Annotated in this window: 18 protein-coding genes and 1 pseudogene; 8 read left to right on the top strand and 11 right to left on the bottom strand. The window is 63.8% G+C overall.

Going from position 1 to position 19,170, the window contains the following annotated elements:
* Nucleotides 1-19 precede the first annotated feature (19 nt).
* Nucleotides 20-1,597 carry an inorganic phosphate transporter gene (locus WIT60_RS11740; RefSeq protein ID WP_339584103.1) on the top strand — a complete coding sequence of 526 codons (1,578 nt, stop codon included), beginning with the start codon at nucleotides 20-22 and terminating at the stop codon, nucleotides 1,595-1,597.
* Nucleotides 1,598-1,698: 101 nt separating this feature from the next.
* Here WIT60_RS11740 and WIT60_RS11735 read toward each other — a convergent pair whose 3' ends face one another.
* The 3 genes from WIT60_RS11735 to ytfE all read right to left on the bottom strand — a co-directional run bounded on the left by WIT60_RS11735 (nucleotide 1,699) and on the right by ytfE (nucleotide 4,228).
* On the bottom strand, nucleotides 1,699-2,709 hold the full coding sequence (locus WIT60_RS11735; RefSeq protein ID WP_339584102.1) for an inorganic phosphate transporter: 1,011 nt from the start codon (nucleotides 2,707-2,709) through the stop codon (nucleotides 1,699-1,701).
* Between the two features lie 16 nt (nucleotides 2,710-2,725).
* The gene (locus WIT60_RS11730) at nucleotides 2,726-3,373 is read right to left on the bottom strand and encodes a DUF47 domain-containing protein (RefSeq protein WP_339584101.1); all 648 of its coding nucleotides are present in this window, start codon (nucleotides 3,371-3,373) and stop codon (nucleotides 2,726-2,728) included.
* Between the two features lie 144 nt (nucleotides 3,374-3,517).
* A complete protein-coding gene (gene ytfE / locus WIT60_RS11725; protein ID WP_339584100.1) occupies nucleotides 3,518-4,228 on the bottom strand; it encodes an iron-sulfur cluster repair protein YtfE in 711 nt (236 codons plus the stop codon).
* A gap of 90 nt (nucleotides 4,229-4,318) precedes the next feature.
* Here ytfE and WIT60_RS11720 point away from each other — a divergent pair, with 90 nt between their 5' ends.
* Both WIT60_RS11720 and WIT60_RS11715 read left to right on the top strand, forming a co-directional pair.
* The gene (locus WIT60_RS11720) at nucleotides 4,319-4,777 is read left to right on the top strand and encodes an RrF2 family transcriptional regulator (RefSeq protein ID WP_339584099.1); all 459 of its coding nucleotides are present in this window, start codon (nucleotides 4,319-4,321) and stop codon (nucleotides 4,775-4,777) included.
* Between the two features lie 79 nt (nucleotides 4,778-4,856).
* Nucleotides 4,857-7,655, top strand: a complete 2,799-nt coding sequence (locus WIT60_RS11715; RefSeq protein WP_339584098.1) for a cation-translocating P-type ATPase — start codon at nucleotides 4,857-4,859, stop codon at nucleotides 7,653-7,655.
* A gap of 45 nt (nucleotides 7,656-7,700) precedes the next feature.
* On the opposite strand, the gene WIT60_RS11710 is transcribed toward WIT60_RS11715, so the two are convergent.
* Both WIT60_RS11710 and WIT60_RS11705 read right to left on the bottom strand, forming a co-directional pair.
* Nucleotides 7,701-8,108, bottom strand: a complete 408-nt coding sequence (locus WIT60_RS11710; RefSeq protein WP_339584097.1) for a COG4315 family predicted lipoprotein — start codon at nucleotides 8,106-8,108, stop codon at nucleotides 7,701-7,703.
* 99 nt (nucleotides 8,109-8,207) lie between these two features.
* The gene (locus tag WIT60_RS11705) at nucleotides 8,208-8,546 is read right to left on the bottom strand and encodes a hypothetical protein (protein ID WP_339584096.1); all 339 of its coding nucleotides are present in this window, start codon (nucleotides 8,544-8,546) and stop codon (nucleotides 8,208-8,210) included.
* Nucleotides 8,547-8,662: 116 nt separating this feature from the next.
* On the opposite strand from WIT60_RS11705, the gene WIT60_RS11700 reads away from it, so the two are divergent.
* Nucleotides 8,663-9,292, top strand: a complete 630-nt coding sequence (locus WIT60_RS11700) for a CatA-like O-acetyltransferase (protein ID WP_339584095.1) — start codon at nucleotides 8,663-8,665, stop codon at nucleotides 9,290-9,292.
* A gap of 7 nt (nucleotides 9,293-9,299) precedes the next feature.
* Here the strand turns inward: WIT60_RS11700 and WIT60_RS11695 are convergent, their stop codons facing one another.
* The 4 genes from WIT60_RS11695 to WIT60_RS11680 all read right to left on the bottom strand — a co-directional run bounded on the left by WIT60_RS11695 (nucleotide 9,300) and on the right by WIT60_RS11680 (nucleotide 14,005).
* Complete coding sequence (locus WIT60_RS11695) at nucleotides 9,300-9,920, bottom strand: trimeric intracellular cation channel family protein (RefSeq protein ID WP_339584094.1); 621 nt, start codon at nucleotides 9,918-9,920, stop codon at nucleotides 9,300-9,302.
* Nucleotides 9,921-9,997: 77 nt separating this feature from the next.
* Nucleotides 9,998-11,458, bottom strand: a complete 1,461-nt coding sequence (locus tag WIT60_RS11690) for a TrkH family potassium uptake protein (RefSeq protein ID WP_339584093.1) — start codon at nucleotides 11,456-11,458, stop codon at nucleotides 9,998-10,000.
* A 5-nt stretch (nucleotides 11,459-11,463) separates the two neighbouring features.
* Nucleotides 11,464-12,855: a Trk system potassium transporter TrkA gene (gene trkA, locus WIT60_RS11685; protein WP_339584092.1), complete on the bottom strand. Its 1,392-nt coding sequence runs from the start codon at nucleotides 12,853-12,855 to the stop codon at nucleotides 11,464-11,466.
* A gap of 100 nt (nucleotides 12,856-12,955) precedes the next feature.
* Nucleotides 12,956-14,005 (bottom strand): AraC family transcriptional regulator, encoded by a 1,050-nt coding sequence (locus tag WIT60_RS11680; RefSeq protein ID WP_339584091.1) that lies wholly within the window; start codon nucleotides 14,003-14,005, stop codon nucleotides 12,956-12,958.
* A gap of 167 nt (nucleotides 14,006-14,172) precedes the next feature.
* Between WIT60_RS11680 and WIT60_RS11675 the strand changes: the two genes are divergently transcribed.
* From WIT60_RS11675 to WIT60_RS16895, 4 genes are all read left to right on the top strand, one after another.
* The gene (locus WIT60_RS11675) at nucleotides 14,173-14,937 is read left to right on the top strand and encodes a 3-hydroxyacyl-CoA dehydrogenase (protein ID WP_339584090.1); all 765 of its coding nucleotides are present in this window, start codon (nucleotides 14,173-14,175) and stop codon (nucleotides 14,935-14,937) included.
* 76 nt (nucleotides 14,938-15,013) lie between these two features.
* Nucleotides 15,014-16,198 carry an acetyl-CoA C-acyltransferase gene (locus tag WIT60_RS11670; RefSeq protein ID WP_339584089.1) on the top strand — a complete coding sequence of 395 codons (1,185 nt, stop codon included), beginning with the start codon at nucleotides 15,014-15,016 and terminating at the stop codon, nucleotides 16,196-16,198.
* A 16-nt stretch (nucleotides 16,199-16,214) separates the two neighbouring features.
* Nucleotides 16,215-17,345: an acyl-CoA dehydrogenase family protein gene (locus WIT60_RS11665; RefSeq protein WP_339584088.1), complete on the top strand. Its 1,131-nt coding sequence runs from the start codon at nucleotides 16,215-16,217 to the stop codon at nucleotides 17,343-17,345.
* Nucleotides 17,346-17,564: 219 nt separating this feature from the next.
* On the top strand, nucleotides 17,565-18,014 hold the full coding sequence (locus WIT60_RS16895) for an Arm DNA-binding domain-containing protein (RefSeq protein WP_445207693.1): 450 nt from the start codon (nucleotides 17,565-17,567) through the stop codon (nucleotides 18,012-18,014).
* Nucleotides 18,015-18,137: 123 nt separating this feature from the next.
* Here the strand turns inward: WIT60_RS16895 and istB are convergent, their stop codons facing one another.
* Both istB and WIT60_RS11655 read right to left on the bottom strand, forming a co-directional pair.
* Nucleotides 18,138-18,935 carry an IS21-like element helper ATPase IstB gene (gene istB / locus WIT60_RS11660; RefSeq protein ID WP_012080644.1) on the bottom strand — a complete coding sequence of 266 codons (798 nt, stop codon included), beginning with the start codon at nucleotides 18,933-18,935 and terminating at the stop codon, nucleotides 18,138-18,140.
* Nucleotides 18,928-19,170 (bottom strand): annotated as a pseudogene (locus WIT60_RS11655) (IS21 family transposase); the annotation flags it as partial. The gene istB and the pseudogene WIT60_RS11655, both read right to left, overlap by 8 nt.

The raw sequence follows: 19,170 nt of genomic DNA, 5'->3' as shown, positions 1-19,170 counted from the left end.
ACAGCAAGCCCCCCCTCTCATGCAACTCAAAGACTTTGCAGAAATCGAGAAAGCCACCAAGAGCGGACGCAAGGAGTTCTTCCGCCTGGGCCTCGGACTGATCTTCGTGGTCTGCATCATGTTGTATGCCGCGCTGGGCATCGGTGCCAAGGGGCCGCAAGGGATCATTTTGGTGATGGCCGCCATGATCGGTGGCTACATGGCCATGAACATTGGTGCCAACGACGTGGCCAACAACGTGGGGCCGGCCGTGGGTTCGCGCTCCATCACGATGACCGGCGCCATCATCCTGGCGGCCGTCTTCGAAGTGGCGGGCGCCCTGATCGCCGGGGGCGATGTGGTCTCCACCATCCGGGGCGGCATCATCAAGCCCGAGGCCATTGCGGACGGCAGCCGCTTCATCTGGGTCATGACCTCGGCCCTGCTGGCGGGGGCGCTGTGGCTCAACTTTGCCACGGCCATCGGGGCGCCGGTGTCCACCACCCATTCCATCGTGGGCGCGGTGCTGGGCGCCGGCGTGATGGCAGGCGGACTGGATGCGGCCAACTGGGGCACCATGAGCGGGATCGTGGCCAGCTGGGTGATCTCACCCGTGCTGGGCGGCTTGGTGGCCGCCGGCTTCCTGCTCTGGATCAAGCGCGCCATCACCTACAAACCCGACATGGTGGGTGCGGCACAGCGCACCGTGCCCTTGCTGATCGGCCTGATGGCCTTCGCGTTTGCGACCTACCTGATCCTGAAGGGCCTCAACAAGGTCTGGAAGACAGACTTTTTGACCGCCTCGCTGGTCGGTCTGGCCATTGGCGTGCTGACCTGGGCGCTGATGAGCGCCTCGATTCGCCGTCGTGCGCCCACCCTGAGCAACGACAAAGCCAGCATCAACGCACTGTTCACCCTGCCCCTGATTTGCGCAGCCGCCTTGCTGAGCTTCGCACATGGTGCCAACGACGTGGCCAACGCCATCGGGCCGCTGGCGGCCATCACGGACGTGGTGCTCAACAGCGGACACCAGGTGTCGGACAGCGCCGGCATCCCGTTGTGGGTGATGATGGTGGGCGCCCTGGGCATCGCGCTGGGTCTGGCCCTGTACGGTCCCAAGCTGATCCGCACAGTGGGCGGCGAGATCACCGAGCTGGATCAGATGCGGGCCTTCAGCATCGCCATGTCGGCGGCCGTGACGGTGATCATTGCCTCGCAGATGGGGCTGCCCGTGAGCTCGACCCACATTGCGCTGGGCGGTGTGTTCGGGGTGGGCTTCCTGCGTGAGTTCATCAAGACGAACTATTCCCAGATGATCGAAGAGATCAAGAGCCACCACCTGGGTGACGACAAGGAAACGGTGGCGCGCTACCTGAACGACTTTGCAAAAGCCGACATCAAGCAAAAGCGCATCATGTTGGAGCAACTGAAGGCCAAGACGGCCGAAGCGCAGTTGACCAAATCCGAGCGCAAGCAGATGCGCAAGGTGTACCGTCAGGAATTGGTGAAGCGCTCGGCGGTGTTCAAGATTGCCGCTGCGTGGATCATCACCGTGCCGGCCTCCGCCCTGATGGCAGCTGGGATCTACTGGGTGATGGCCACGGTGGCGCAACCCTGACGCACGGAAAACTGGCAGCGCCATGCAAAAGGCGCCCCCTCTCGCGAGGTGGGCGCCTTTTCATTGCCTGTGGAACCGGGCGGAACCCGCCCCACTGCAGATCAGAACAGCATGCGGCTGGCGCCGTAAGCCAGTGCCGCCACCAGACCCGATGCCGGGATGGTGAGCACCCAGGCCCAGACGATGTTGCCCGCCACGCCCCAACGCACCGCACTGGCGCGTTGCACCGAACCGACCCCGACGATGGCGCCGGTGATGGTGTGGGTGGTGGACACGGGGATGCCCAGACCGGTCGCGATGAACAGCGTGAGGGCGCCGCCGGTTTCGGCACAGAACCCCCCCACCGGCTTGAGCTTGGTGATGCGCTGGCCCATGGTCTTGACAATGCGCCAACCGCCCATCATGGTGCCGATGCCGATGGCGGCATAGCAGGCCACGATGGTCCAGGTGGGCGGGCTCTTGTCGGCCGTGGAGGCATAGCCGGTGGCCAGCAACAGCATCCAGATGATGCCGATGGTCTTTTGCGCGTCGTTGCCGCCGTGGCCCAGGCTGTAAGCCCCGGCCGACACGAGTTGCAAACGCCGGAACCAGCGATCAACCCGCGCCGGAGCCGTGCGCCGGCAGATCCAGGCCACCAGCACCATCATCAAGGAGCCGAGCACGAAACCGAGCAGCGGCGACACGAAGATGAAGGCCACGGTGCGCAGGATGCCGGTGGTGATCAGGGCACCGGTGCCCGCCTTGGCCAGCACGGCGCCCACGATGCCGCCGATCAGCGCATGCGAAGAGCTGCTGGGGATGCCGTAGTACCAGGTGATGACGTTCCAGGTGATCGCGCCGCACAGCGCGCCGAACACCACGTAGACGTCGACCACCCCCGGGGCCGCGATCCCCTTGCCCACCGTCGCTGCCACACTGAGGTGGAAGACGAAGATGGCGATGAAGTTGAAGAAGGCGGCAAAGACCACCGCCTGCCCCGGTCGGAGCACACCGGTCGAGACCACGGTGGCAATCGAGTTCGCGGCATCGTGGAAGCCGTTCATGAAATCGAACACCAGCGCCAGCGCGACCAGAAAGATGATGACCCAGAGAGCCACCTGCATGGTTGCCATGGTCAGGCCCCTCGGATCAGGAGTTCTCGAGGATCACGCCCTCGATGAGCTTGCCCACGTCGTCACAGCGGTCGGTGACGGTTTCCAGCAATTCATAGATGGCTTTGAGCTTGATGACTTCACGCACATCGGGCTCTTCGCGGAAGAGCTTGCTCATGGCCGTGTGCAGCACCTTGTCGGCCTCGCCTTCGAGTTGGTCGATTTCGGCGCAGATCTTCAGGGCAGCTTCGGCCGACGCGGCCTGACCCACCTGATGCAGCAGGCCGATGGCCGTCTTGACGCGCTCGACGCAGCGCACGCACAGATCGGTCAGGCGCACGATGTGCTCGGTCATGGCGCGAATGTCGTAGAGCGACATCGCCTCGGCGGCGTCCTGCAACAGGTCCGCCACATCGTCCATCGTGTTGATCAACGAGTGAATCTGTTCCCGGTCAATCGGGGTGATGAAGGTCTGGTGCAGCAGGCGGTTGACTTCCAGCGTCACCGTGTCAGCTGCCCCCTCCGCATCGTCGACAGCACGGTTGTGGCGCTCGCGCAAGGCCGGATCGGCGTAGTGCTTGACGAGCTCGGCAAAGGCGTGGGCCGCCGTGACCGTGTGTTGAGCGTGCTGGTTGAACAGCTCAAAAAAATTGCCCTCACGGGGCAGCAGTTTTCCAAAGATCATCGTGTTCTCTTGGGTGTTGCACGGTCATGACCCTGACATGCAAAGGGAGTAGATGGATTTTACCTGTCACCCGCAAAAACCAGAAGACCGGAAAACGACAAGTTGCGCACTCTGTCGCCCTCCGGTCCATCATGTGAGACAAAGTCAGTGAGACGGGCTCTCGAAAGCCGGGAACAGCACGTTGTTCTCCAGATGGATGTGCTGGATGAGGTCCTCGGCCAACTGGGCGGTGCCGGCGAACAGCGCACGCCAAGTGTTGCAGGCCCCCTGGGGTGGCGTGTGTTCGTTGGTGAGTTCCACCAGGCGAGCCAGGTGCTCGCCGTGGTCGACATGCTCGTGACGCATCATGGCAATCGGCTGACCCACCATCGGGTGTCCTCCCGCCTTGAGCATGGGGAAGAGCACGCCTTCCTCCTTGGCCATGTGATCGCACAACTCTTCGTTCATGCGCTCCAGGTGATCGGCCAGCCCCACGGGCACATGCGGGTGATCGCGGTGCACGGCCTCGACGCGGCGGGCCATGCGGATCAACTCGGGCAATTGGGCACGGTGCACCTCGTGGTAGCGCGAAACGATGTGGTCAACCAGGGCCGCAGGCTCGGGGGTGGCGGGGGCCAGGTCGTCGCGCACCAAGGCTTTCAGTTCGGTGACCAGGGCGTCGGCATCCAAGCCCTTGGCCGCACAAGCGTCCACCAGACGCACTTGCCCCCCACAACAGAAGTCCAGCTTCAGACGACGGAATACGGCGGTGGCGCCAGGCAAGGCCACGGCGATCTCTCCGAGCGATTGTTGGGCGAGATCGGCCGAAAGAGGGGTGACTGGGGCCAGCGAATGTGGCGTGTTAACGGCGTGCATGGGGGCTCCTTAAAGATTCATTCAACATGCATATTCTAAACACAGAAGATTCATCTTGTGTGAATCTTTTTGTGATGACACACTGACACCATGCGATTGACCCAGTGGACCGACTACAGCCTGCGGGTACTGATGTACTGCGCCGCCACCGAGAACCGACCGACGCCGCCAACGATCAGCGAGATCGCGCAAGAACACGGGATTTCGCGCAGTCACCTGACCAAGATCGCCATGACCCTGGCGGCCAACGGCTGGCTGGAGACAACCCGTGGACGTGGGGGCGGCTTGCGTCTGCTCAAGCCAGCCAATCAGATCGTGCTGGGCACGGTGGTGCGACAAACAGAAACGGACTTCAACCTGGTGGAGTGCTTCGATGCGAAGGTGAACACCTGCCGACTCGATGGCCTGTGTCTGCTCAAGCGCACCTTGAAGGACGCGATGGCACAGTATCTGGCGGTGCTCGACGGTGTGACGCTGGCCGATCTGGTGGCCCCGGTGGCCCACTTGCCGCTGGGTGAACAGGTGATCGCGCTGCCACCGCGTGCCTGAGCGGCGCGCCCGCTCCCTGACTGTCACGGTCAGGCTGTATGGTTGAGCTTCTTCCCCCATCTGCCGCCCCGCCCTCACCATGGCCGATCCCGATCTGCCCCAGCCCCCCTCTTTGCAATCGGCTGACGCGCTTGCAGCAGCCCTGCACAGTGATCTCAAGCAGGGTCTCAGTGCTGCGGAAGCCGCTCGTCGGCTCGCCCTCGACGGCCCCAATCGGCTCCGGCACGCCCCGCCACCTCCGGCCTGGCGCCGTTTGCTGACGCAGTTTCAGGACCCGCTCATTTACTTGCTGATGGCGGCCGTGGGGGTGACCTTGCTGGCCTGGCACATCGAGGGCCAGGTGGGCTGGCCCGTCGATGCGCTGGTGATTGTGGTGATCGTCGCCCTGAACGGGGTGCTGGGCTATGTGCAGGAGTCCAAGGCCGCCGATGCCGCGGCCGCGCTGGCACGCATGGTGGCGGCCACCTCTTCGGTGATGCGCGATGGCATGGTGCAGCGGGTGGCCAACGACACCCTGGTGCGTGGCGACCTGCTGGTGCTGGGAGAAGGCGACGCAGTGGGCGCGGACGCCCGACTGGTGCGTGCAACGGCCCTGCGCGTGCAAGAGGCGTCGCTGACCGGCGAGAGCGAATCGGTGCTCAAGCATGCCGACACCCTGCACGAACCTGCCGCTGTGGCCGACCAGCGCAACATGGTCTTCAAGGGCACGGCCGTGGCACAAGGCACCGGCCTGGCCATCGTCACGGCCACGGGCATGGCAACCCAGATGGGCACCATCGCACACCTGCTGGCTGAGGCCCGTCAGGATGCCACCCCGCTGCAAAAGGAGATCCGACGGGTCGGCAAGATGCTGGGCCTGGCCGTGATCGTGATCTGCGCCGTGGTGGTGGGCTCGGTCTTGCTGGTGACCGAGGTGCACAGCGTGCCGGCTTTGGTGTCGGTGATGATGCTGGGCGTCTCCCTGGCCGTGGCGGCGGTACCCGAGGGCTTGCCGGCCATTCTCTCGATGGTGCTGGCCATTGGCGTGCAGCGCATGGCGCGTCAGCGCGCCATCGTGAAGAACCTGTCGTCGGTCGAGACGCTGGGCTCGGCCTCGGTCATCTGCACCGACAAGACCGGCACACTCACCCGATCGGAGATGACCCTGCAGCGGGGCATGACCGCCTCGGGCGGCACCCATGTGACCGGCGTGGGCTACGCGCCCAACGGCGAGGTGCAGCACCAGGGTCGAACACTGACCGAAGGCGATGTCCACAGCGAGCACACGGCCTTGCTGAGCGGAGGCAGCCTCGCGGGCAACGCCGACCTGCGCCAGACCCCAGACGGGCAGTGGGAGATTCAGGGCGACCCGACCGAGGCCGCCTTCTTGGTGGCCGAACACAAGCTGGGCGTACAGGGCCTGCGCGGCACCCGCTTCGAACGGTTTGCAGAGTTGCCCTTCACGAGCGACCGCAAGATGATGTCGGTGCTGGCGCATGACCGAACCCAGGACAATGCGCCCGTGCTGGTGTGCAAGGGGGCCCCCGATGTGCTGCTGGCACGCTGCACCCACCTGCGCGTGGGCGATGCCATCGAGCCCCTGACACCCGAGCGTCGTGCCCAGGCCTTGTCGCATGTGGACGAGTTGTCGCAAGCGGCCCTGCGCACCCTGGCTGTGGCCTACCGCCCCTTGGCCCCGCATGAGGATCTGAGCGCCGGTCAGGATCTGGAGGAGCAACTGATCTTTGTGGGCACGGCAGGGATCATCGACCCGCCGCGCGCGGAGGCAGGTGACGCCATTGCCGAAGCGCGCCGGGCAGGTCTGCGCGTCATCATGATCACCGGTGACCACCCTCGCACCGCCGAGCGGATCGCCACCGATCTGGGCCTGATCGAACCTGGCGCCCGCGCGCTCACCGGGACCGAACTGGACGCGCTGGACGATGCGGGCTTTGCCCATGCCGTGCGCAACACCTCGGTCTTTGCGCGGGTGGCCCCAGCCCACAAATTGCGCATCGTCGACGCCCTGCAGGCGCAAGGCCACATCGTGGCGATGACGGGTGATGGGGTCAACGATGCCCCGGCCCTGAAGACGGCTGACATCGGGGTCGCCATGGGCATCACCGGCACCGAGGTGAGCAAGGAGGCCGCCAAGATGATCCTGGCGGACGACAACTTCGCCACCATCGTCGAAGCCGTGCGCGAGGGGCGCGCCATATTCGACAACATCCGCAAGTTCCTGCGCTATCTGCTGTCGTCCAACATGGGCGAGGTGCTGACCGTGTTCCTGGGCGTGATCGGCGCCGCATGGTTGGGTTTGCTGGACGACACACACGGGGTGATCCTGCCTCTGCTGGCCACGCAGTTGCTGTGGGTGAACCTGATCACCGATTCCGGCCCGGCGCTGGCAATGGGCATGGACCCCCCGAGTGGCGATGTGATGTCGCGCCCACCTCGCCGCCTGAGCGACCGGGTGATCGACCTGCGGATGTGGATGGACGTGCTGCTCAACGGACTGGTGATCGCCGTGTGCACCTTGCTGACGCTCGATGGGTATCTGCCCGGCGGTCTGCTAGAAGGTCAGGAAGGGCTGGATGTAGCCCGCACGGCGGCCTTCACCGTACTGGTGCTGGCCCAGTTGTTCAACGCCTTCAGCGCCCGCTCGGACATGCGCAGTGTCTTCCAGTCGGGGAACACCAACCTGTGGCTGTGGGGCGCAGTGGGACTGTCGGCCTTGTTGCAGGTAGCCGTGGTGCACCTGCCGGTGCTCAATGTGGCCTTCGGCACCGTGCCACTCACCCTCGCGCAATGGGGCGTGTGCCTTGCCATGGGCAGTGCGGTGCTGTGGGTCAGCGAGATGAAAAAATGGGCCGGGCGCTGGATGCACCCGACCCCTTGAGCGGACACCACGGTCCGTGATGCCCTTGGCCGCGATGGTGTCCGATCAGCGGCGGTTGACCTTCCAGGCACCTTCGCCACGGCCGTCGCCGGCGGTGTCGCCGCGCTTGGCATCTTGGGCGTAGTAATACAGCGGCTGGCCGTCCAGCGTCACCTGGTACTTGCCATCCATGCGGATGATCAGCGGGTATTCTTTGGTGGCCACGGTGCCCGGTGCCACGGTCAGCGGTGGCCAGTTGGTGGCGCAGGCGTCATAGCACTCCGACATGCCGGCGTTCTTGCCGTCCTTGGCATAGGTGTACACGGTCATGCCGTTGGGGCCGACCAGCAGGCCCTCGGCCGTGCGTGTGGGGAAACCTTCGGCCGACACCGGGGCCTCATTCGTCATGGTGCCGCAGGCCGTCAACGACAGCGCCACAGCGAGTGCGGCAGACAGGCTCAAAAGCGATCGCATCTTCCATCTCCAATGCTGATAGTTGACCGTTCTCTCCGTGGAACGGTAAAGATCGCTTTATAGAGACGCAATTTGACAGCGCTGTGACCGCAAGCGGACTCAGTAGGCGTAGGCCATGCGAACCACCTTGCGTGCGGTGGCACGCAAGGACGCCTCTTGCTGAGAGAGCACCTGATCGGTGGCCGACAACAGGGCACTGGGCAGCCCCAGGTCTTCGGCCTGACGGATGGCCTGACGCGACGCACTCACGGCGTCCAAACCCAGGTTGAACCACTGGGTGTTGAAGGTGTTGAGGGCGCGCGACAAGGCACGGTCGTGCGAATGCGGGGAGTGGATCGAACCCCGCTCCAACTGACTGAAGTAGGCGTTGGCCACCGTCAGCGGCGCGGCGCTCCAGCCCAGCATGAGGTTCAGACTGGTGTTCGGATCGGCAGGCATGATGATGAGGCGTGAGTGAAAACGAACGGATTCTAGGGTAAACCCTTAACCCACGCCAGTCCCGGGCTTACCGGTGCCCGGGACAATGCCGCTTCCATCACGTTCCACGCCCTCCCGTGTACCCTCCCACGCCCCGCGTCATCGACCTCGCCACTTACCCGCGCGCCGAGATCCTCAAGGCCTTCGCCGATCGGGCCATGCCCCAACTCAGCGTCACCTGCGACGTCGATGTCACCCACATCCGGCAGGTCTGCCAGGCCCAGGCACGCTCGTTTTTCCTGGGGATGAGCTATGCGGTGTCGTGCGCGGTGCAATCGGTGGCAGCCTTCCGCCAGCGCGTGATCGACGGGGTGCTCCATGAGTACGACCGAACCGACCCAGGCTACACCGTCGCGCGCGAGGGGGGCCTGTTCTCGTTTTGCGACGGCCTGCACCTCGACGACTTCGAGGCCTACTGCCGGGAGGCCCAAGCGCGCATGGCAGCGGTGAAGCAAGCCCCCGATCTGTCGGTGGGCGCGAAACACCACATGTTTTTCATCACGACGGTGCCTTGGCTGAGTTTCACGGCCTTCACGCACCCGTATGACCCACTCTATGCCTACATCCCGGTGATCACGCTGGGCAAGTTCACCCCCCGCGATGACCGCTGGGTGATGCCGGTGGCCGTGCAAGCCCACCACGGCGTGGTCGATGGCATTCACCTGGCGCAGTTCTACGAGGCCCTCGGCGCCGTTCGACTGCCATGACCTGACGTCAGTCCCAGCGCCGGTCGTAGGCGAACGTGGGCAGACTCCAGCTGAAATAGATGGCAGCCAGGCGCAGCGACAGGCCCGTCACCAGGCTGATCACCGTGTTCCACGTGGGGTCAACGCCCAAGGCGCGCAAACCCAGGAACAGCATGCACACCGCCAGCGACACCATGGCGTAAATCTCGCGCTGGAACACCACCGGCACCTGCGCGCACAGCACATCGCGCAGGATGCCGCCAAAGATGCCGGTGATCATGCCCGCCATGATCACCACCGCCACGGGATAGTCCATCTGCAGGGCAACATCACAGCCGATCAGGGAAAAGGCCACCAGCCCCAAGGCATCCAGGACCAGGAACGTGCGTTTGAGGTGGTGCAGATAGGGGGCCACCAGCACCGTGAGCAGACCGGCACCGATCACCAGGTAGATGTAGGTGGGGTGCTGGGTCCAACCAATCGGGAAATGGCCGAGGATCAGGTCACGCACCGTGCCCCCGCCCAGCGCAGTCACGAAAGCCACCACGGCCACCCCAAAGATGTCCATGCGCCGCCGCCCGGCTGCCAGGGCGCCAGACATCGCCTCGGCCGTGATGGCCACCAGGTAAATGAAGGTCAGCACACCCATCTCCGCCGATCACCGCAAACCGAAATTATCGGCCGCAGTCGATGTCCCAGTGAAGCACTGGGCGGACCGCGCAAGGATCAGCGACGCCAGAAATGGCGGGTGAACAGCACCAGCACCGTCAAGAACTCCAGTCGGCCCAACAGCATCGCAAAGCTCAGTACCGAGAGCTGAAAGCTGCTCAGGCCACCGAAGTTGCCGGCCGGCCCCACCTGCCCCAATCCGGGTCCGATGTTGTTGACCGTGGCCACCACCGCGGAAAACGCCGTGACGATGTCCAAACCCGACAACAGCATCAGGAAGGTCAGCCCCATGGTGGCACCGCCATAGATCAGCATGAAACCCAGCACCGCCTGCATGACCGCAGGCGGCACGGTCTGCCCGCCCAGGGTGACCGGGTTCACCACCCTTGGGTGAATGATGCGCACCAGTTCGCGTCGGGCCTGCTTGATCAGCAACACCATGCGGACCATCTTGATGCCACCGCCGGTGGAGCCTGCGCACGAGGCAAATGCCCCCAGAAACATCATCAACACCGGCAGGGCCACAGGCCACTGCGTGTAATCCTGCGAGGCATAGCCCGTGGTGGTCGCCACGGACACCACATGGAACAGTGCGGTGCGCAGCGTGTCCACCGCATGTGACTGAGGCTGGTGTTCCAGCAGACTGATGAAGACCATCAGCGTGGCCACCAGCAGCACCACGATGTACATGCGGATCTCCCGGTCGTCGATGACCGGCTTGATGGAGCGGGTGCGCCACACCATGAAATAGCGCAGAAAACTGATGCCCGCCAGTGTCATGAACAAGGTGGCCACCCATTCGATGGCAGGCGAATTCCAGAAGCCAAAACTCGCATCGTGCGACGACAGGCCGCCCAGACCCATGGTGGTGCACATGTGCATGAAGGCATCGGCCCAACTCATGCCAGCCCAGCGATAAGCCAGGAAGCACGCCACCGAGAGCACAAAGTACACCGCCCACAGTCCGCGGGCCGTCTCGGCGATGCGCGGCGTGAACTTGGCATCCTTCATGGGGCCCGGGGTTTCGGCCTTGTAGAGCTGCATGCCCCCCAGTCCCAGCAAAGGCAACACGGCCACCACCAACAGCACGATGCCAAGTCCCCCCACCAGTTGCAGGAAACAGCGCCACACGTTCACCGACACCGGCAGGCTGTCGAGTCCGGACAAGGCGGTGGCCCCGGTGGCGGTCAAGGCACTCATCGCCTCGAAGAAAGCTTTGCTGACGGTGATGTCAGGCACCGCGAACAACAGCGGCACCATGGCGTAAACGGTCAGCACAACCCACACCAGATTGACCAGCAAAAAGCCATCACGGGGCAACAACTCGCGGCTGTAGCGGCGCGTGAGCAAGAGCAGCACCCAGCCGCTGCCGAAAGCCAGGCCGAACGAGGCCGCCCACACGGCGCGCAGGGCCACATCATCGGCAAACCATGCCCAGGCCAACGGCACGAAAAAGGCAAAGGCAAACGCCATCAGGATGCGCGCCAGCAAGGCGAGAACCGGACCAAACAACTGCATGACGTTCACCCGAAGAAGGTCGCCCCCACCTGGAAGAGTTTCTCTACCGCACGCACCAGACGCTTGTGTGGAATGAAAATGATGATGTGGTCATCGGACTCGATGAGCGTGTCGTGATGCGGCATCAACACCTGAGACTGCCGCCCCTCTCCCCGCACGATGGCCCCGAACCGCGCACCTGTGGGCAGATGGATCTCTTCGATGCGTCGACCCACCAGCCTGGACGTTTTCACATCCCCCCGCGCCACGCCCTCCAGTGCCTCCGCGGCCCCCCGACGCAAACTGTGCACCCCCACCACGTCACCGCGGCGGATGTGGGTCAGCAACTCCCCGATCACCGTCTGCGCCGGCGACACCGCGATGTCGATCATGCCGCCATTGAGCATGTCAGCGTAGGAGCGACGATTGATCAAGGCCATCACCCGACGAGCGCCCAGGCGTTTGGCCAGCATCGCTGCCATGATGTTGTCCTCGTCGTCATCGGTCAGAGCCAGGAACATGTCCATGTCGGCGACGCCCTCTTCCTCCAGCAGGTCTTCGTCCACCGTGTCACCGTGGAGCACCAGGACATCGGATGGCAACTGGCTGGCCAGGTACTCGCAGCGCGGCAGCCTCTGCTCGATGAGCTTGACCTGGTACTGACCGACCAGGCTGCGGGCCAGGCGCAAACCCACCTTGCCGCAACCGCCGATCATGACACGTTGCATGGGGGCATCCATATTGTGGATGGCCCTCAGCACTTGGCGAATGTGTTCCTTGGCGGCCAGCACGAACACCTCGTCACCCGGCATCACCACGGTGTCACGACTGGGCTCCAAACCCACGTCCTGCCGGTAGAGCGCCACCACCCGCATCTCGAACGTTGGGAACAGTTGCTTGAAATCGGCCAGTGTGCGCCCGGCCAAGGCACTGCCTGCCACGGCCTTCACCCCGATCAGGCAAACCCGACCGCCCGCAAACTCCAGCACGTGCAAGGCTTCGGGGTACTCCAGCAGTTTGTTGATGTAATGCGTGACGGAGTCTTCCGGACAAATCACCTCGTCGACCGCAAAGCCCGACTTGGACAGCAAGGCGTCGCCCTCACTGAACTCGGGGGAACGCAGCCGCGCGATGGTTGTCGGCACCTGAAAGACGCTGTGTGCCACCTTGCAGAACACCAGGTTGGACTCATCGGAGGTGGCGCAGCCAATGACCATGTCGGCGTCCTGCGCACCGGCCTCGCGCAGCACCGAGGGCTGGATGCCGTTGCCCACCACGCCGCGCAGGTCCAGACGCTCTTCCAGGACGCGCAAGCGCACAGGATCCTGGTCGATCACCGTGATGTCGTTCTGCTCCGAGACCAGGCTCTCAGCCACACTCTCGCCCACGCGGCCAGCACCCAAAATGATGATGTTCATGGCCTCTACTGTGCCATTCTGCGAGCCCGAATCGCACGCCCGCCACGCAATTTGCTGACACAAGCCAGACCGCGGAAGCGGGGACTCCGATCCGCGCCCATCACCCTTCGCGTGGGTGCCGATACTCGCTCGGGCGAGCGCCGGTCCAACGCTTGAACGCGCGATGAAAGGCACTGGCCTCGGCAAAGCCCAACTCGCCCGCGATGTCCACCAGGCTGCGCCGCGTGTCACCCAACAAGGAAATGGCCAGATCGCGCCGCAACTCATCACAAATCGCCCGATACGACGTGCCCTCCTCGCTCAGCCGACGACGCAGCGTGGCCGAAGACGCGTGCAGCTGCCTGGCCATCTCGTCAAAATCAGGCCAAGAGGCTGGCGGCCAGGCCCGCAAACGACGTCGAATCTGCGCCGCCAAACCTGCACTGTTTTTGTACTTGACCAGAAAGTTGGCGGGCGCGTCTCGCAGAAAGGCCTTCATGGAGCGCTCGTTCTGGATGTTGGCCAGCGCCAGGTATGTCGCCGGAAAGCTGATGCAGCTGCGCGCTTGCCGGAACTGCAGATTCTGGCAAAACAACACCCGCCACTCGTCCGCGTAAGGTGGTGCGTCATCACAGAACGAGGCCCCCATCACCGGGATCCGTCGCCCCACCAGCCAACAAGCCAGCCCATGCAGGATGACCATGAAGGTCCCGTGCGCAAAGGCACGACGCGGCTGCGCCGACAGGGCCTGTGGCCGATCGCTGTCCATGCGTCGGTCGTGAAGCACGATGTGCGCCACCTCGCCTTCACACACCAACTCGCCAGACAACTCGTCCAGAACCAGACGCAAAAAACGCAGGGCCCGCAACAGCGCACGCTCCAGCGTGTCACTCTGGATCACGGCATGGCACAGCAGGGTGAAACTGCCCACCTTCATCGGGTGGCGGTCCATGCCAAAAAACTCGTCATCGATGGCCTGGGCAATGGCGTGCCACAGCACCCCAAACTGGCGGGACGACACGCGCGCATGGGGCGCGTTCAGCAGATCGGGGGCAATGCCCGCCTGGCGCAACACCCCCTCCGGATCCAGCCCCCTCAGACGGATACAGGCCATCGCCTCTGCCACAAAGCCGATCGAGACACTGCCTTTTTCCATCTGACGGGGATGCATCCACAGAAGTTTAGAGGCAGTGACCCGTTCGCTCACCCCAATTGAGCGCAAGCGACATTCCCAGATACGCCCCAAGACGCTAGATTGCCGGGAGATCCAGGCACCCATCAACGATGGCAGGCGTCTGCCCGAGCGTGGTGCCACCCCATTCCTCAGGAGCATGACACATGGAAATTCGAGACAGCGTCTTTGTGGTGACCGGCGGAGGCTCCGGCCTGGGAGCGGCCACTGCGCGGCACCTGGTCGAACAGGGCGCCAAGGTGGTGCTCGCCGACCTCAATGCGCAAGCGGGTGAAGCCATGGCGGCGGAACTGGGCAGCCAGGCCCGCTTCGTGCAAACCGATGTCAGCGACGAAGACAGCGCCAGCCTCGCCTTCGCCGAAGCCACACGCCTGGGCACCCTCCGAGGCTTGGTGAACTGCGCCGGCATCGCCACCGCCGAGAAAGTGCTGGGGCGCGACGGGGTGCACAAGCTGGCCTCCTTCTCCCGCACCCTCCAGATCAACCTGGTGGGCAGCTTCAACATGATCCGACTGGCCGCCGACATCATGGCGCGCACCGAACCCGATGCCAACGGCGAACGGGGTGTCATCGTCAACACGGCGTCCGTGGCCGCGTTCGACGGCCAGATCGGGCAAGCCGCCTACGCCGCCTCCAAAGGCGGCATCGTGGCCATGACCCTGCCACTGGCGCGCGAACTGAGCCGCATCGGCGTGCGCGTCGTGACCATTGCCCCGGGCATCATGGAAACGCCCATGCTGCTGGGCCTGCCGCCAGAAGTGCAGCACTCGCTGGGCCAGATGGTGCCCTTCCCTGCCCGCCTGGGCAAGCCCGCCGAGTTCGCCGCACTGGTGGGGCACATCGTGAACAACGGCTACCTCAACGGCGAGGTCATCCGCCTCGACGGCGCCATCCGCATGGCCCCCAAGTGATGAGACGCCTCCGTGTTGGCATCTGCGCCGGCATGGCTCATCCGTCCCCATCCATCATTTCTTGAAGCGAACCGCCATGTCCACGGACCCCATCGTCATCGTCTCCGCTGCCCGCACGCCCATGGGCAGCTTCCAGGGCGACTTCGCCCCCCTTGCTGCCCACGACCTCGGTGGCGCGGCCATCCGCGCAGCGGTTGAACGCGCCGGGCTGCCGCCCAGCCAGGTGGACGAAGTCCTCATGGGCAATTGCCTGATGGCTGGCCAAGGCCAGGCTCCAGCCCGCCAGGCTGCCTTCAAAGGTGGCCTGCCCATCTGCACCGGCGCGGTCACCCTCAGCAAAATGTGCGGCTCCGGCATGCGCGCCGTCATGTTTGCCCATGACATGCTGGCCGCGGGCAGCGCCGATGTCATCGTCGCTGGCGGCATGGAGAGCATGACCAATGCCCCCTACTTGCTGCCCAAGGCACGCAGTGGCTACCGCATTGGTCATGACCGCATCTTCGACCACATGATGCTCGACGGCCTGGAAGACGCCTACGAACCTGGGCGCTCCATGGGCACGTTTGGTGAAGACTGCGCGGCCAAGTACCAGTTCACCCGAGAACAGCAAGACCACTTTGCAACCACCAGTGCGCAACGTGCGGTTGCGGCCACCACCTCGGGTGCCTTCGACGCCGAGATCACGCCGGTCACCGTTGCCAGCCGCAAAGGCGAGGCCGTCATCCGCACCGACGAAGCCCCGGGCAAGGTCAAGCTCGACAAGATCCCCACCCTCAAGCCCGCGTTCAAGAAAGACGGCACCATCACCGCCGCCAGCAGCTCCAGCATCAGCGACGGTGCCGCAGCCCTGGTGCTCATGCGCGCTTCCAGCGCTGCCGAGCGGGGCTTGAGTCCGCTGGCTCGCATCGTGAGCCATGCCGTGTTCGCCCACGAGCCCAGCTGGTTTGCCACAGCCCCGATCGGCGCCACCCAAAAGGCGCTCGCTCGTGCGGGCTGGTCTGTGCAGGATGTAGACCTGTGGGAGGTGAACGAGGCCTTCGCCGTGGTGCCCATGGCCTTGATGCACGAACTGCAGGTCAGCCACGACATCGTCAACGTGAACGGCGGTGCCTGCGCGCTGGGTCACCCCATTGGTGCATCGGGCGCTCGCATCCTGGTGACACTGATGCACGCGCTGCGCGCACGTGGGCTGCGCAAAGGCCTGGCCACCCTGTGCATCGGTGGCGGCGAAGCCACCGCCATGGCCATCGAGATGCTCTGACACCCGCGGAGCCCCCATGATCCTCACCCACGACCAAACCATGGTGCGCGACGCCATCCGCGCGTTCGTGCAAGAACAGATCTGGCCGCACGCGCCGGCGTGGGACAAGTCCCGTACCTTTCCCAAAGAAGTGCACCGAGGCCTGGCCCAGTTGGGCTGCTACGGCATCTGCGTGCCGGAAGAGTTGGGCGGTGCGGGCCTGAACTACCAGATGCTGGCCCTGGTGCTGGAAGAAATCGCCGCGGGCGATGGGGGTGTCAGCACCACCATCAGCGTGACCAACTGCCCGGTCAACGCCATCTTGCTGAACTACGGCAACGCCACACAGCAAGCGCGATGGCTGCGCCCCCTGGCCGCGGGCGACATGCTGGGCGCCTTCTGCCTGACCGAGCCCCACACCGGCTCCGACGCCGCGGCCTTGCGCACCACCGCCACACGCGATGGTGATCACTATGTCCTCAACGGCGTCAAACAGTTCATCACAAGTGGTCAGCAGGCGGACGTGGCCATCGTGATCGCGGTGACCGACAAAGCGGCGGGAAAGCGTGGCATGAGCGCCTTCCTGGTGCCCACGTCGACCCCCGGCTACGTCGTCGCACGACTCGAAGACAAGCTGGGGCAGCACAGCAGCGACACGGCGCAGATCAACTTCGATCAATGCCGCATTCCTGCTGACCACCTCATTGGCGCGGAAGGCGAAGGCTACAAGATCGCCCTGTCGGCGCTGGAGGGCGGCCGCATCGGGATAGCCGCCCAAAGCATCGGCATGGCACGCAGCGCCATGGAGTGCGCGCTGCGCTACGCCAAAGAGCGCGAGAGCTTTGGCCAAGCCCTCTTCAACCACCAGGCCGTGGGTTTCAAGCTCGCCGACATGGCTACGCAGATCGAGGCTGCACGCGCCCTCACCCACCACGCTGCTGCCCTGCGCGATGCCGGCCTGCCCTGCCTGAAAGAAGCTGCCATGGCCAAGCTCTTCGCCAGCGAAATGGCCGAACGGGTCTGCAGCGATGCCATCCAGATCCATGGTGGCTACGGCTATGTGAGCGACTTCCCCGTTGAGCGCATCTACCGCGATGTGCGGGTCTGCCAGATCTATGAAGGCACATCCGATGTGCAGAAGATCCTCATTCAGCGGGCCCTGGCTTGACCCCTGAAAACCAAAAAGCCTAAGTGAATCAATCACTTGGGCTTTGTTTTGGCGGAGAGGGTGTCTGCCTCTCCATCATCCGATATGCCCCTAAGTTATCCAAATTGCAACTTCCCCTCTAGGAGATGACTCTTGCAGGCGTCCAAACGCATGCATTGACATGCACACCAATGTCACCCATGATGGTAGAAACGATGGTGGAAAAATCAGAGGGCTTTTATGGTTCGTAAGGCAAAGGATCTGTCTGCGCTGGAGGTCAGTCGGTTGACCAAGCCAGGCCATCACGCCGTTGGCGGTGTCGCAGGGCTCTACCTTTACGTAAACGAGGCCAGTGCACGGTCATGGGTGTTGCGCATCATGGTTGGGGAAAAACGACGCCACATGGGTTTGGGTGGCTACCCCGACGTGACGTTGGCACAAGCAAGAGAGAAAGCTCGGCAGGCACGCGATGAAGTGGGCACAGGGGTGGATCCCATCGCAAAACGAAAAAACCTTGCCAGCGAGTTACGCGCACAACAACTTCGCGAGACTACGTTTAAACAAGCGGCCACAGCCTACGTCGAGGCGCATGGTGACTCATGGCGTAATCCCAAGCACCGAGCTCAATGTGTCCGCCCCGATCCAAATCTGAGCCACCGTGCCGATCCAATATTGAGCCAGGGCTGGTAGCCGACCAAAGGGTGGTCAGCTGTGGATAAGTGTAGAGCCTGGCCTGGGTTTTGAGTTTTCCGGCCGGCTTGGTTGAACATCAAGGGGGAAGCCGCGCAGCGGCTTCCCCCTTCGCTTTGAGCTTCAGGCCTTGCCCTCTGCTGCAGCCTGCATCCGAGACTGCTCTCGTGCCTTGATGCGCCTCTTGGCCGTGCTGGAACTGTGCAGGAATCGGTGTGACTCGTTGCCCGTCTCCAGGATGTGGCAGTGGTGTGTGAGCCGGTCCAGCAGCGCCGTCGTCATCTTGGCATCACCAAAGACACGCGACCATTCCGCGAAGTCCAGATTCGTCGTGATCATCACGCTGGTGTGCTCGTACAACCGGCTGAGCAAGTGGAACAGCAGCGCACCGCCTGCCTGGCTGAACGGCAGGTAGCCCAACTCATCGAGGATCACCAGGTCCAGGCGCAACAAGCTCGTCGCGATGCGTCCGGCCTTGCCTTGTGCCTTCTCTTGCTCCAGCGCGTTGACCAGATCCACCGTGGAGTAAAAGCGCACGCGCCTGCCATGCTTGGTGATGCCGGACACGCCAATGGCTGTGGCCAGGTGGGTCTTGCCGGTGCCAGGCCCTCCCACCAACACCACGTTGTGCGCCACTTCTGTGAAGCCTGTCTCTGCCAGCGTGTGAACCAGCTTGCTGTCAACGGGGGACACAGCGAAGTCGAACCCAGCCAGGTCTCGATGCACAGGGAACTTGGCTGCATGCATCTGATGGCTCACCGAGCGCATGCCTCGGTCTGTGGCCTCGGCCTGCAGCAGGTGTTCAATCAACCACCGTGCATCCTCTGAGCCCGTACTGGACCCTTGTTCGATCAGGTCCAACCATGCGCCCGCCATGCCGTGCAGGCGCAGTTGTTTGAGCTCTGCAGCGATATCACGCATGGTTGATCTCCTCCGTGCCGCCTTGCCCGCGCAAGCTGTCGTAGCGCGCCGTGTTGGCCAGTGGGGCCACTGTCGCCTGCAAACAGGTCTGTGCATCTTCAGGCGTGGGTGCAGGGTTGAGCCTGCTCAGAACATTGATCACATGCTCGACGCTGACCTTGCCAGACGGTGGCGCGCTCTCCAGCGCCAATTCAACTGCCACCAGCACCGCATCCAGGCCAGCTGTGCTCACAAT

Origin of the sequence: Aquabacterium sp. G14 (genome assembly GCF_037482285.1) — a bacterium.
Classification (GTDB): domain Bacteria; phylum Pseudomonadota; class Gammaproteobacteria; order Burkholderiales; family Burkholderiaceae_C; genus Aquabacterium.
The sequence above is the reverse complement of the archived record's forward strand: the minus strand, read 5'-3'. Positions and strand labels throughout refer to the sequence as shown.

Bases quoted from the DNA above. Each gene is read 5' to 3' on its own strand.
- WIT60_RS11695 (WP_339584094.1), bottom strand. From the start codon at position 9,920: ATGGGTGTGCTGACCTTCATTTACCTGGTGGCCATCACGGCCGAGGCG.
- WIT60_RS11675 (WP_339584090.1), top strand. From the start codon at position 14,173: ATGGAAATTCGAGACAGCGTCTTTGTGGTGACCGGCGGAGGCTCCGGC.
- trkA (WP_339584092.1), bottom strand. From the start codon at position 12,855: ATGAACATCATCATTTTGGGTGCTGGCCGCGTGGGCGAGAGTGTGGCT.
- WIT60_RS11715 (WP_339584098.1), top strand. From the start codon at position 4,857: ATGGCCGATCCCGATCTGCCCCAGCCCCCCTCTTTGCAATCGGCTGAC.
- WIT60_RS11705 (WP_339584096.1), bottom strand. From the start codon at position 8,546: ATGCCTGCCGATCCGAACACCAGTCTGAACCTCATGCTGGGCTGGAGC.
- WIT60_RS11710 (WP_339584097.1), bottom strand. From the start codon at position 8,108: ATGCGATCGCTTTTGAGCCTGTCTGCCGCACTCGCTGTGGCGCTGTCG.
- ytfE (WP_339584100.1), bottom strand. From the start codon at position 4,228: ATGCACGCCGTTAACACGCCACATTCGCTGGCCCCAGTCACCCCTCTT.
- WIT60_RS11730 (WP_339584101.1), bottom strand. From the start codon at position 3,373: ATGATCTTTGGAAAACTGCTGCCCCGTGAGGGCAATTTTTTTGAGCTG.
- WIT60_RS11735 (WP_339584102.1), bottom strand. From the start codon at position 2,709: ATGGCAACCATGCAGGTGGCTCTCTGGGTCATCATCTTTCTGGTCGCG.
- istB (WP_012080644.1), bottom strand. From the start codon at position 18,935: ATGCGTGATATCGCTGCAGAGCTCAAACAACTGCGCCTGCACGGCATG.
- WIT60_RS16895 (WP_445207693.1), top strand. From the start codon at position 17,565: ATGGTTCGTAAGGCAAAGGATCTGTCTGCGCTGGAGGTCAGTCGGTTG.
- WIT60_RS11670 (WP_339584089.1), top strand. From the start codon at position 15,014: ATGTCCACGGACCCCATCGTCATCGTCTCCGCTGCCCGCACGCCCATG.
- WIT60_RS11680 (WP_339584091.1), bottom strand. From the start codon at position 14,005: ATGCATCCCCGTCAGATGGAAAAAGGCAGTGTCTCGATCGGCTTTGTG.
- WIT60_RS11690 (WP_339584093.1), bottom strand. From the start codon at position 11,458: ATGCAGTTGTTTGGTCCGGTTCTCGCCTTGCTGGCGCGCATCCTGATG.
- WIT60_RS11740 (WP_339584103.1), top strand. From the start codon at position 20: ATGCAACTCAAAGACTTTGCAGAAATCGAGAAAGCCACCAAGAGCGGA.
- WIT60_RS11720 (WP_339584099.1), top strand. From the start codon at position 4,319: ATGCGATTGACCCAGTGGACCGACTACAGCCTGCGGGTACTGATGTAC.
- WIT60_RS11665 (WP_339584088.1), top strand. From the start codon at position 16,215: ATGATCCTCACCCACGACCAAACCATGGTGCGCGACGCCATCCGCGCG.